The organism is Neptuniibacter sp. QD48_11, assembly GCF_047778095.1.
Classification (GTDB): Bacteria; Pseudomonadota; Gammaproteobacteria; order Pseudomonadales; family Balneatricaceae; genus Neptuniibacter.
The window spans coordinates 1,518,021-1,530,823 of record NZ_CP180551.1 but is presented as its reverse complement, the minus strand read 5'-3'; the positions used below and the strand labels follow the sequence as shown (position 1 = coordinate 1,530,823).

The 12,803-nt window shown below is 43.3% G+C and carries 13 protein-coding genes; all 13 read right to left on the bottom strand.

Annotation, left to right across the window (positions count from 1 at the left end):
- Nucleotides 1-164: 164 nt before the first annotated feature.
- Nucleotides 165-839, bottom strand: a complete 675-nt coding sequence (gene bluB, locus ACMXYU_RS06930; protein WP_415900870.1) for a 5,6-dimethylbenzimidazole synthase — start codon at nucleotides 837-839, stop codon at nucleotides 165-167.
- Between the two features lie 41 nt (nucleotides 840-880).
- Nucleotides 881-1,441, bottom strand: coding sequence for a CBU_0592 family membrane protein (locus tag ACMXYU_RS06925; RefSeq protein WP_415900869.1), 561 nt, complete (start codon nucleotides 1,439-1,441; stop codon nucleotides 881-883).
- Nucleotides 1,441-2,448, bottom strand: a complete 1,008-nt coding sequence (locus tag ACMXYU_RS06920; protein WP_415900868.1) for a substrate-binding periplasmic protein — start codon at nucleotides 2,446-2,448, stop codon at nucleotides 1,441-1,443. Before ACMXYU_RS06920 ends, ACMXYU_RS06925 begins: the two co-directional genes overlap by 1 nt.
- Nucleotides 2,429-3,907 (bottom strand): hypothetical protein, encoded by a 1,479-nt coding sequence (locus tag ACMXYU_RS06915; protein WP_415900867.1) that lies wholly within the window; start codon nucleotides 3,905-3,907, stop codon nucleotides 2,429-2,431. The genes ACMXYU_RS06920 and ACMXYU_RS06915 overlap by 20 nt, the downstream gene beginning before the upstream one ends.
- Nucleotides 3,908-3,979: 72 nt before the next feature.
- Nucleotides 3,980-4,489, bottom strand: a complete 510-nt coding sequence (locus tag ACMXYU_RS06910; protein ID WP_415900866.1) for a hypothetical protein — start codon at nucleotides 4,487-4,489, stop codon at nucleotides 3,980-3,982.
- 92 nt (nucleotides 4,490-4,581) lie between these two features.
- The gene (locus ACMXYU_RS06905) at nucleotides 4,582-6,015 is read right to left on the bottom strand and encodes an aspartate kinase (protein ID WP_415900865.1); all 1,434 of its coding nucleotides are present in this window, start codon (nucleotides 6,013-6,015) and stop codon (nucleotides 4,582-4,584) included.
- Nucleotides 6,016-6,186: 171 nt separating this feature from the next.
- The gene (locus ACMXYU_RS06900) at nucleotides 6,187-7,452 is read right to left on the bottom strand and encodes an inorganic phosphate transporter (RefSeq protein ID WP_415900864.1); all 1,266 of its coding nucleotides are present in this window, start codon (nucleotides 7,450-7,452) and stop codon (nucleotides 6,187-6,189) included.
- Between the two features lie 18 nt (nucleotides 7,453-7,470).
- Nucleotides 7,471-8,154, bottom strand: a complete 684-nt coding sequence (locus ACMXYU_RS06895) for a TIGR00153 family protein (protein ID WP_415900863.1) — start codon at nucleotides 8,152-8,154, stop codon at nucleotides 7,471-7,473.
- A 238-nt stretch (nucleotides 8,155-8,392) separates the two neighbouring features.
- Entirely contained in the window at nucleotides 8,393-8,965 is a 573-nt protein-coding gene (locus ACMXYU_RS06890; RefSeq protein ID WP_415900862.1) for a class I SAM-dependent methyltransferase, read from the bottom strand.
- A gap of 57 nt (nucleotides 8,966-9,022) precedes the next feature.
- The gene (locus ACMXYU_RS06885) at nucleotides 9,023-9,514 is read right to left on the bottom strand and encodes a GNAT family N-acetyltransferase (RefSeq protein WP_415900861.1); all 492 of its coding nucleotides are present in this window, start codon (nucleotides 9,512-9,514) and stop codon (nucleotides 9,023-9,025) included.
- A 28-nt stretch (nucleotides 9,515-9,542) separates the two neighbouring features.
- A complete protein-coding gene (locus ACMXYU_RS06880) occupies nucleotides 9,543-10,412 on the bottom strand; it encodes a M48 family metalloprotease (protein WP_415900860.1) in 870 nt (289 codons plus the stop codon).
- Nucleotides 10,413-10,415: 3 nt separating this feature from the next.
- Nucleotides 10,416-10,877 (bottom strand): SH3 domain-containing protein, encoded by a 462-nt coding sequence (locus ACMXYU_RS06875; protein WP_415900859.1) that lies wholly within the window; start codon nucleotides 10,875-10,877, stop codon nucleotides 10,416-10,418.
- Entirely contained in the window at nucleotides 10,867-12,723 is a 1,857-nt protein-coding gene (locus tag ACMXYU_RS06870) for a CHASE2 domain-containing protein (RefSeq protein WP_415900858.1), read from the bottom strand. Before ACMXYU_RS06870 ends, ACMXYU_RS06875 begins: the two co-directional genes overlap by 11 nt.
- Nucleotides 12,724-12,803: the final 80 nt, after the last annotated feature.

The following is a 12,803-nucleotide window of genomic DNA, read 5'->3' as shown; positions in this document are numbered from 1 at the left end:
AAAGTGACAACGACAGCAAAACTGAGGACGAAACGCATATCGAACCTCCCTGCGGTCAACCTATAAACCGTTTAAATCTGTTTCAAATTAAACGGCGATATAATCAATATAGATCATTTTTCAAACAGCAAGGTTCATTTTCATTAACGCCAGATCAGCTAAAGCTAAGCTTTATTCCCCCAGTTATCAGTAAAAATCATCTCTTCCAATTGGCTGCGTTTTTCCCACTGAGCCAGTTCAAGTTCAGGTTTTTTTAGAAACTCTGAGACATAACCCACACACAAATAAGCGACAGGGACTACGCCTTCTGGGAGCTCAAGTAACTTAGCCAATACATCCCTATCAATAATAGACACCCAGCCCACCCCTATATTTTCTGCTCTTGCAGCAAGCCAAAAGTTTTGTACCGCACAAACAGTACTATACAAGTCCATTTCGGCCTGATGGGTCTTGCCAAGCACAACGGGACCACCTCGCTTTCGATCACAAGTGATACAAACATTAAGAGGTGAATCGAGTATGCCTTGCAGTTTTAATGCTTGATATTGAACTTGTCGCTCGCCACTAAACATTTCTGCAGCTTCATCGTTAGCTTTTTGAAAAGCATCAAAAACTCGCTGACGCTTAGCCTCGTCACGAATCAGAATAAAGTTCCAAGGCTGCGATAAACCGACCGATGGAGCATGATGTGCGGCATGCAAAATATTAGTCAGCACATCATCAGGTATAGAATTCGGTAAAAACTGACCTCGCACATCCCTACGTCCGTATAACACTTGGTAAAAGTGCTCTCGCGCTAGTTCATCAATATCTAATTGAGGTGTATTTGGTTCAGACATGTTTTACCCATATAAAAAGAAAGCTGCCAACAGATGAGAAATTAAGGAGACAGCACATAACCTTCTCGCCCCTTATACCAGCCCCACAATGAGACTGAGGCCCAAACGATTTGTAACACTAATACCGGCCAGTTTGCATCGGTATAAAGCTGCGGCAACAACATCACCGCCGCATAAGTATTGACGACATAGTAGGACTGCTGACTTAACCGCCCTGCAGAAAATCGCCAGTAGCCTAAGCAATAAGCAATAGATGAACTCCAAGCCAAGATAGCCATTCCTTGCTGAGCATACGAAAACAGCAAGCCACCAGCTCCTGCCAGAAACATGACGCCCAGCAGCCCATATAATTGGGCATTACTGAAAGGCAGACGCGGTAATACATAGTTTTTCATGGCAGCAAAACTAACCAGCGCCCAAAACACATTAATTACGACCGCCTGCCAAGATGCAATCAGGTAAGAAGATGTAGCCACCAAAATTGCGGCAACTAAATTGGCCAGATAGTAGTGATAAGAGGCTTTATTTTTAAGTAAGGAAAGCCAAGCATGAGCCAACAGGTAAAGTATTGTCCCAAGCCAGCCTAGTGTGACTGAAACCACTACTCTACCTCTAGGTGCATGTTTCTTACGAAAAGTGATCGGCCCGCATGTGGTCCATCGACCACCTTTACCTGAGAATACTTCATCATGCCATCAAACACTTTTTCAGTAGCATGCGGCTTTAAAACAACATCATGCCAAGCTAACACCGTCGCCCTGCTGCCCTGAGGAATAACAAAGAACTGCTTATCTCCTTGAGCATTCATCTCATAGCCAGTAATTAAAGGAAAGCCTTCCGCCGGCACCAGTCGAACATAACCACTACCTTGAACATCTGCTTTAGAGGTAAGCAGCTGTTCAATCATACCTTTCGACTTTAAACGCGCTAACGCCGAATTAAATCGCTGAATAAATTCCCGACCTTCATCATTAGCGCTAGCCACTAGATGAACACTGTCTGTACCGCGATGATTTTCGAGCAATTTAAACTCATGTAACAGATGAGGAAAGTGCTTATGTAACATTACTTTCGCAACCTCAATGCTAGCTGGTAATAGATCAATTTCGCCTTTAGATAATGCCGTTAAAGCCTGAAGATCACTGTTATAGACCTTAGCATTTTTCAGTAAAGGTTCAATTTCAGCACCATAGCTATAACCAGCGACTTTACCTACTTTCTGTTGGTTAAAATCGATGGCTTTACCGGAATATTGCTGCCATTTAGAGTTATAAAAAAGGCCATTCTCTATAGACATCAGCGGATCTGAGAACAACACCTCTTGCGAGCGCTTATCTGTTTTGAAATAGGGATAACTTAGTAAAACCTGCTGATTTTTTACCAACTTATAGCTGAAGTAATAATCCAGACTAGCTCGTTCAGCCTCCAAACCCATCTCCCAAAAGGCGAGCTGTACCACTCGGGAAACAACACCTTTCTCTTCTTCTTCACCATTAACAAACGGCTTCCAATCAGAGGTATAAACAGGCTGTGCTTGAAAAGGGCTAGCTACCGCCACATTCAAGATCAAGGCGATGACAGCAAAAGATTTAACGACGTTTCGCAACATAGTACACAACAAATAAAAGAATGATTGAGACAACACTGCTCAGTAGAAGCAGGTCAGTTTCCATATTAGCCACGCCACTCAAGAAACTAGAGGGCTGTTCATCTCTATAACCTAGCGCCGCATTTGATGTATAAGTACGGCTGTATTCAGAGATGGTGATCGCAAGATCGAACAGACTGATAAAACCAATCGCAACAAGAATTAGATCGGTGTAGAAGCTGCTTTTTTCCGAACGGGTTGCATGTATATCCTTAATTTTACTAGAGCAGACCTCAATCAGGCGCTCAGAATTCTGAACCATCTGATCATAATCCCAGCCAGCTAGGATATTCTCGAGCAGTAACTTTTTATCTCGGGTGAGATATTGGCAGTTCTCATGATAATCACTGATATGCATACGCGTCGTCGCACGCACCCCCGCCAATATATCTTCGGCGACATGGGTATTACTCTCTAAATAGGTATCCGAGATCGCCATATAAAGATTGGAATTACAGGCATGTTGTACTGCATAAAAGTACTGAGCTAATCCCATAGCCTCTAACTTGTAGTCTGACTTGTGACGCAGAGGCTTGTTCTTTTCATCGATTTCATCAACTAATACATAGTTAAGCCACACTAAGGAATCCATTCTATCCTGCTCAAGAATCTCTTTAGCGTGTTCTGGATGAGGTGTTTCAGCTAACCAGTTTTCAATAAGCGACTCATTTCCTTCCCTTTCAGAACGATCTAAACGCAGTAAGCGAGAGCTCCATGGCTGATCGACATTAGAACCATCGGTTTCTTTAATATCATTAAAGCCAGAGAAATCTCCCAAAGCTTCCAGATAGTTAATCTGAATCGTTTTAGGCAGATCACGAAGCGCTGGGTAAAGCTCGTCGCGATAGTATTTTGAAATCAGATAGGTTGATTGGGCTTGGGCAAATAGCTCTAGCGTCAGTTCAGTATCTTCATCGAGGAGTTGATAGATCTCTGGAAGCAAAGCATGTCCATCAGGCTTCTGTGGGACTTTAACAATCGAGCGACAAAGCGCTGTGATTCGATCCTGATAGTTAGACTCTGCCGAAGGTAGGCTAATGTCAGCACTCAAGGTTTGAGCGATATCTTCGAGTGTAGCAACGACATACTCCATCTCCATAGTCACGGTCACCACAGACAAGGTGTTACTATAAACCTTCGCCTCAAGACTAAGCTGATCAGTAATTTGTTTAGTGTGAGTGAATAAACACAGAGTGTCTCGATCGTCAGAGCCAGTATTGGTGTAAGCTTTGCCCTGATTTTGATGCTGAACAGCAATGCGGTTTGATAGATCGCCTGATTCATCAAGCTGTTTGACCAACCGCTTTTGTAACACACAATCTAACTGCGAAAGGAATTGGCTATATTCAGCACTTCTTTCATTCACTCCCTGACGCAGATTCAAATGACTGCGGATTGGGGTCATGGTCACTAACTGCATTACTTACCCTTAATCTTTTAGATACTGAGCATTCTAAAATCAACGAGTTAGGAATAGAAGCGCGTTTACACTTTAAGCGAACACAGCTCGATAAAGCTGAAGACCAAAAAGCATGATTAAACAGATCAACGCTGCCCATAAGGCACGGAGAAAGCGGTTACGTTTTAAATTTCGCAGACCAGAGACTTTTAATAACTCATAAGTCAGCTCGACTCGCAGATCAGAACTTTCCAGCGCTTTAAGGTAATGCCCTGTCGATTCTGAATGCTCACTATCAGTGAAAAAGAGTTTCAAAACTTTACTGTGCTCAGCCCCCACTTTTGGTGCCGTATTGCGCGTAGGATATAAAACCGCACCAAATAAAATGATCGGCCCAATGACCAATCCCCAAGAGAGGATGATCGCCAATATGCTGGAGATATAATCATCCCTTTGCGGCAACGTAGAACCGATTGTATGGATTAAGCCTGCTGTAAAAATGTAACCCACACCGACAATCTGCGCTTTAGTATCAAAGCTGCGCACGTGCTCTTCTGCAGATTTCAGTGCTGTATAAATGAACTCTAGGGACTGCTTTTCCATCAGTTTTTCGCCTTACCAAGAATAGTAAGCAGATTAGATGGAAATGCAGAAATAAAAAAGCCCGCTTTCGCGGGCTTTACAGATGTTTGCGATTAAGCCGCAGTATTTACGTTCTGCGGGCTCTGCTCAATCAGAGCGGCATGCAATGCAATGATCGCCTTCTCGTAGTCATCTTCAGAGACAACACACTGCATCTCTACCTGACGGATAGACTGGTGAAGCGCCATTACGTTGATATCCGCTTCAGCCAAAGCACTTACTGTACGAGCAAGAATACCTTTAACCTTCATGTGTGAACCGATAGCAGAAACGATCGCAAGGTTGTGCAGACGGATCTGGCCTTCTGGATACATCTCTTCCATTAGGCGCGTTGCGCGGTTAACCATCTTACGAGAGCCACCAACATAGTACGTGATACTGTTCGCATCAGCATCTTTGTTGATCACGTAAAGTTTCAACTGAGCTAGAAGCTTAGAGATCTCAATATCGTAAGCCGCATCACCTAGCATCTCTTGGTCGAAGATTTCGATGCCAAAAACATCATTACGACCAGCGATAATCTCCACACGAGGAGCGTTGCTGTGGTAATCCTGACAGATAACCGTGCCTTCGTGCTCTGGCTCAAATGCGTTCTTAATACGCAATTTAACACCATTACGACGCAAACCTTTCGCAGCTTTTGGATGGATAGCTTCCATACCTAAGTTAGACAGCTGATCAGCCACATCATAGTTAGTCGCACCAATTGTGACTACGTTATCAGTACCGACTAGCATCGGATCTGCAGAACTCAAATGATATTCTTTATGGATGATCGCTTCAGTTGCACCTGTTACAGTCGCAATCGTGCTAAAAGTCATCTCGCTGTAACCACGGTCAAAAGTCTTCATCAGACCTTCTTCACAGTGCGTATAGCCTGTAGCAATCACCATCTCTTTGTCGATCTGAACATCGGCAAACTGAGTCTTAACCATCTCTTCAAACGGTAGAGGTTGATCTAAGTGCCAACCAGTCAGATCAACAAAACGAGCATTAATACCAGCTTTACGCAGAGCAAGCACAGAGTTATATGCACTGTGCGCCTCACCGATAGATGCTAGCATCTCACGCACTTTCATCAGGTGCTCTTCCAACTGGAAGTGACCGTAAGTACAAAGGTGGTGCAGGCTCTTCATGCAATCACGAACATCATTCAAACGCTCGATTACAAAAGCATCAGCTGCGTTGCGTTCAAATTCCATATCAGCGAAAAGTTCAGCATTGATCTCTTCCATTTTCGCCTGAACTTTACTCAACTCATCGATCCACGCCTGCTCGCTTTCAGCATTCGCAAAACGTGCATAAACACCAGGCTCACCGGTTTTTTTGTGCTCAAGAAGATAGTTGGTAATACCGCCATAAGCTGACACAACAAAAATTCGGTTATACAGTTCCTCTGGTGTGGTGCGCTTACCCACCAAAATGGTGTCCATCAATTCCTCAAAGCGGCTCATGGAAGTGCCGCCGATCTTCTCAACTGTATGCATCTTCTTTCCGGATATTTCTGGTTCTAGCTTAGGGATTTACTCCCAAAGCAAAAAATTGGGCCCAAATTTTACATCATTATGATGGATTTGTGATCATTTAATTGTTTTAGACAGAAAAAAGCCCCGTATTCTCGCGAATACAGGGCTTTTCTACTCAAAGCACTTCCACGTTTAGGTAAACATACCTTTAAACATGAAGAAAAAGATGATTGCTAGACCGGCACCTGCAGGCAGAGTTACTACCCAAGATACAAATATCGTACCTACGATGCGCAGATTAAGTGCAGCCATACCACGCGCAAGACCTACACCCAATACAGCACCTACCAACGTGTGAGTAGTGGATATTGGCAAACCAGTACCCGACGCAAATACAACTGTTGTTGCAGCAGCTAGTGTCGCAGCGAAACCACGGCTTGGTGTAAGTTCAGTAATGTTGTTACCTACTGTTGCGATTACCTTGTGGCCGTACATAACTAGACCAGCAACGATACCGCCGCCGCCAAGTAGTAAGATCCAAACTGGCATAGCTGATTTTTGAACAACCTCACCACCGGCTGATACAACCCCTACGATTGCAGCTACAGGACCTACAGCGTTTGCTACGTCATTTGAACCATGAGCAAATGCCATTGCACAGGCAGTGAACATCATCAAAATACCAAACAGTTTTTCAACACTAGTAAAGTGATGGTCACGATCAGCATCTGGGTCAGGTGTGATACGCTTTTGCATCTGCATACCAATCACCATAATCACAACCGCAATAGCTATAGATGCTAGTGCACTTTGCCCCCAGCTAAGATCTAAACCGACGTGTTTAAGGCCTTTAGTGAACGTCACCATGGAAACCATGAAGCCCACTAGGAAGATGTAACCTGGAATGTATTTCTTAGCGTTGGCAAAAGGATTGTCAGTATCCAGTATCAACTTCTGCACACTTCTAAATAAGAAGAAGGCTATGAGCCCAGCTGTTACTGGCGATACTACCCAACTTGCAACAATCTTAGTTACTTTACCCCAGTTGACCGCATCAACAGATATGCCAACTGCCGCAAAACCCACAATCGCACCAACGATAGAGTGCGTTGTAGATACAGGCCAGCCAAAATGTGTCGCCACTAATAACCAGATACCAGCTGCCAAAAGTGCAGACAGCATACCAAAAACAAGTAAATCAGGCGTTCCAGACAAAATAGCTGGGTCGATGATACCTTTACGGATTGTCGCTGTTACAGCACCACCCGCAAGATAAGCTCCCATAAATTCGAAGACAATAGCGATCATGATCGCTTGCTTCAAGGTCAGCGCCTTTGAACCAACTGAAGTACCCATGGCATTGGCAACATCGTTTGCACCAACACCCCAAGCCATAAAGAAGCCGAAGACACATGCCAAAATGACAAGAATATGGCCGTACTGAGAAATGATTTCCATCTTAACTTACCGAATGAATTAACGAGCAACTAATAGCTGTAAACGACTACCAACCTGTTGTGCGCGATCAGCCAGGTCACCGATCGAACTAATAACCTGATAGAGGAAAATTACATCTACCGGTGGAAGCTCTTTCTCGATGCTAAATAGTTTTAGGCGAATAGCACGTTCGTGTTCATCCGTGTTGTGCTCTAGGGCATCCAATTTTTCTAGCATTTTTTCGATGACATCAATCTCGTGGCCACCAAAACCGCTATTTACCAATTCGTCCAGTTCTTTAAGCGCAGTTAAAGCCTGCTCAGACGTTTGCAAAGCGACACGAACATAATCTTTCATATCTTGCTGCATCTCAGTTGGCACTTTCATTTGACGGCCAAGCATGATGCCTGCGATATCTTTAGCGCGATTTGCAATCTTATCCTGCATACGAACAACTTCTAGAAGATCCGTACGAGGAACTGGAAGGAAAATACTTTTAGGCAGATTCTGGCGAATCTCTTTCTTCATTGCATCTGCTTCGCCTTCTAAAACAGCGATACGTGCTTGTACTTTCTCTGCTTCATTCCAGTCTTCAGCGATGACTGCTTCAATGAATGGAATAAGCTCAACGGCACATTCTTGCGCTTTTGCAATGTGATCCTGCATAGGTTTGAACGGTGAACGTGCAAACATCTGCAAGAATGGGGTACTGGTTGCTACCATACAACGCACCTTAAAAGTCTGAAAAAAATTGAACACACCTGTGTTCAGGCGCGCGAATTATGACGGAATTATTTCCTAGAGTAATTACAGTTTTGTTACAAAACAGTAATTTTTCGGTAAAAAAACTGAAATATTTGATCCAAGGCAGACAAGCGATGTACTGCGAATATGCCTTGTAAATTCATTGCATCACAATGTATATACATACCGATAGCAAGGTTTATTTTAGATCTATTTCTTAGTTTCTTTTTTTAAAAATATAAGAATCCATCCCCGATTGGTTACGATCAGATTCAAAATCTACTAAAGCTAATTCAGCACAATGATCTAAAAGTTCGTTTTCTCTTAAACAGAACCGCTTAGAAAAACCGGTACGTTCATGCTGGAGCAGATTGAACGTAGTCATTAATAAAGTACCTTCAGGCTTCAATAGAGCAAGCAGCTGCTCCCATAATCCATCAGCCGGTTTATATCTGGAGATAACAATCGAATCGAACAACCCCAGACCTGACAGATCCACCGATTCCTCTTCTAGATCCAATTGAGCAGTTTCCACTTCCAAGCCCAACTTAGTCATAGCCTCAGACAAACGATCCAAACCTACTTGAGATATATCTGTTGCTACCGGGCTAAAGCCTTGTTTGGCCAGAAAGATAGAGGCAGCCCCATCTCCTGCTGCCAGATCTAATACACGACCTGTTTTTAAAAAACGCCACTGACGTTGTAGATATTCTGGTGCAACAGGCTCCGATTCTAGGCCTTGGCTTTTCGCCAAGTATCTTTGATCCCATTTTTGCTGTGCTTTGCTCATTTAATTCCTTAAAAATAGAAATGTGCGGGGAAAAGTTTATTAATAATGATTACTTAACTATAAAAATGCAGAGCCAATCGTTTCGTAAGGTGAAAATCCTTGTTTCAACCAAAAACGATCAGCTTCAGGATTTCCGGGATGCCATCCAGCCTGAACAGAGGTCACCCCTTGAGCTTTAAGCCACTGTTTAGCATCCGCGACCAATGCTTGCCCTATCCCTTTTCTACGCTGATCAGGTTCGACCCATAAATTAAACAAAACACTGCTATTAGGCTGAGTATAAGCTGTTTGCTGATTCAGAATGACGGCAATGGTCCCATAAACCTTTTCGCCCTCAGCTATAAATACCATTGCATCATCTCTTTCAATACATTTCTCAAGCGTGTGACGGAGCTGATTTTCAAGATGTTCAGGAATAGGCATACCAAATGGCTTAGCATGGTGAATAGGCAGATACAATGTAAGTTGCTGCCACTGCTTAAGCACAACATCTATTCGATCAGGCCCACACACGCTGATTAGAAAAGACTCTTTATTGGAAAGATCCATTACATTTATTCCGATATCCCATGTACATCTACTTTATCATTTTGGAATAACGATTATTAAGCTCTTTACCTTCTATATAAGTCATCTTATCCGCTAACTTGTGCAGTTCTGACAAACGATCTTCAGCGCTTGGGTGGCGCTTACTAAAAGCCTGCCAAAACGAACTATCATCCTGTTGAGCATCTATCTTTTGCAATACAGCGATATAAGCCATGGAATCATAGCCAGCTCTGGCTGCGATCACCATGCCCATCTTATCCGCTTCTAATTCATCACTTCGAGCTAAACCATCACTGTAAACATCCTGAATGGTATTCAGCAGTTTATTTTCAACTGAGTGGTCACCAAATACCGTAGCTCCACTGCTATCTGAATCGCTTTGACTGTCACGCAAGAACCGAGCAAGATCTGCTGCAATACCAATCTTAGCTTCCTTCTGAATAGCACGGAGATGGTGCTTTTGAACCACATGTGCAATTTCATGAGCTAGCACACCTGCAAGCTCAGCTTCGCTCTCCAACTGCTCTAAAGTCCCCGTTGTAATATAGATAAATCCACCGGGCGTGGCGAAAGCATTAAAACTATCATCTCGTAACACTGAAAAGGTCCAAGGGATATCAGATCGTTCAGTTTGTTGAGCGAGCCACATTCCCACTGAATTCACATACTTTTGAACATCTCGGACGTTATATATGGAGGCTTTTTGAAGCAGAACAACACTCACTTCCTCACCGATCTCAACTTCTTCAGCCAAGCTTTTCTCAAATAGATCGGTCGATTTTTTTCCTGCTTCCATTAATGGGGTCAGATTGATGTTATTGACCTGACAGCCGCTTAAACCCAGCAAAAGAAAACCAGCAACAACCCCTTTGATAGCGTTTATTTTCAATATAGACATAAGCTACTCCACATAATTCATGCTTCGTGCTTTCAATCCCCCTTCCCGTGCAAACTTGGTAGCCGCATCTGCACTCACTTTATAACCTTTTACTTTGCTAAGGGAGACACCTGACCCACTCGATATAATCCCGCCTTCATCCAGCCCTCTAACACCGGTAGTCAACGTTGTTTTTGAGCGGTACTGCATATTGCCCGCAACTTGTTGCGTGCTAGGATTACTCACATATCGAAGGTTTATCATTTTCACCCAACCAGAGTCAGTATTACCCGTTCGTACTTCGTACCAACCACCGCTTCGTCGCAGAATATTTACAGAGGATTTTTCAGAGAGTTTCGTAACGACAGTGCTAGAAATTGAGGGAGTTTGGTAGACAGGGATATCTCTGACTGTGTAGGCAGTTTGAGCAGTCGCCCAAGTGGAGCTCATAAATGGAAGACCGATAATTAGTAATTTAAGGTTCATCACTCAACCTCCTTGGCTGATAGACGGTTACCAATTTTTCCCGGCCTTTAACCTTATAGTCACCAATCAGCTCGAAGTCAAAAGCATCCCCACATGCCTGTCGAGTTTCTTCAGAAACCAAAATCCTTCGACCTGTTTCTTTAGTCAGCCCTTCGATGCGACTAGCTACGTTTACAGCATCACCAATAGCAGTGTAATCGTAGCGACTTTGGGTACCTATTGCCCCAACAACGACCTCGCCCGTATGGAGACCAATACCTATATCGAAATCAAATAAGCCAAACTCTCGTCTAAAGCTGACCATTTGATCCACCATATCCAAAGCCGCATTCACAGCAGCAATCTCTTGACCGGGATTTTCAATTGGCTCACCCCAAAACGCCATAATGGCATCACCGATAAACTTATCGAGCGTACCTTTATGCTGAAAAATAACTTCTACCTGGCGAGAGAAGTAATGATTTAGAAGTTCTACAATTTCGGTAGCACTACGGTATTCAGAAAGATGAGTAAACTCACGGATATCGGTAAATAAGATGGTTACCCGCGTACTTTTTCCTGCCAAAGCTTGATCGGTGATTCCTTGATCAAGCAAAATTTTCACAACTTTCGGGTCTAAAAAACGGCCAAAAATATCGACCGTTTTTTTCATCTCTCTCTGCTGCTGCAATAAGCGGAATGCGTAAAAAGAAACCGCAACAAATATATAAGCCACCAGCCAAGCCATAACAGGGAACATCATCCCTTTCATGATCAAAAGCCGATAACTGAACAGCACGTTTACTCCGATTAAAACGCCTATTCCGATGAGTGCGTAATAGAAATTGCCCACACGAACTAGCAACAGCACTAAAACACCAAAGCTTACACCCACAATCACCAAAACTAGCAAAGCATCTACCGGTTGCAGAAAGCTCTGATCCATAAAGTTATTAATAGCCGTAGCTAAGATAAAAACACCGGGGTAAGTACTAGTAATTGGTGTGACTTGGATATCATGTAAACCCGCAGCAGTTGAACCGATTACAATGATTTTGTCCTTAAAATAGTTAGGCTCTTTAAAATCATCGCCTTGACTTAATTGGGTATACACTTCGCTATAAGAGAGTCTGGGATAGGGTTCTCCTTTGCCTTGATACCAATCGATCCAAATTGACTTCTCTTCAATCTCAAAGCCATTAAGATCAACAGCAATTCGTGCAGGCATCGTAATAATTCCCCAATCAGATATTGGATGTATTGCGGCGTACTTACGCCCAACACCATCTTTATCTGGATGGAAATTGATACTGCCTAAACGCCAAACACTCGCGTTAACCGCATTAGGTAAGACCAAACTTGCATGAGGAATAGTCGAAACGGTATCTGGCTTTTGTATGGGAACAGTCTCTGGATATTGGTCTAAACGCGGAAACAGATGATCAGAATAGGTTTGCAAATGTAAGAACGGTAGATAGACATTATTCGATGCAGCCAACACCTCACTAAAATACTGATCACTTTCAGGGTTAAAAATATCTCTATCGGCAAATAGCACATCAAACACTACTGCAGCAGGTTTCTGTAACTGTAACAACTCCACCAGCTCGGCATGGACAGCCCTTGGCCAAGGCCAACCACCCGCAATAGGCGCAAGGTTATTCAGGCTCGCATCATCTATATCGATGACTACTATTTGCTCACTTGCTACTCTTTTCTCTGCTCGCTGTTGAAGCGTTAAATCGAGCCAGTAATTTTCTAATTGTGGAAGCAGTGGTGAATGGAAATTAATGGCTGCAAATAAGCAAAATAAGATACTCAGCACTGAGATCGCTTTAATTTCCGAGCGGAGTTTGCTGGCGGACATAGCTATCCCTATCTGACCTAGTTTCTTACTACCTTATAGAAAGTAGCTTTATTACAGCATAGGCCAGAGAACGACAGACA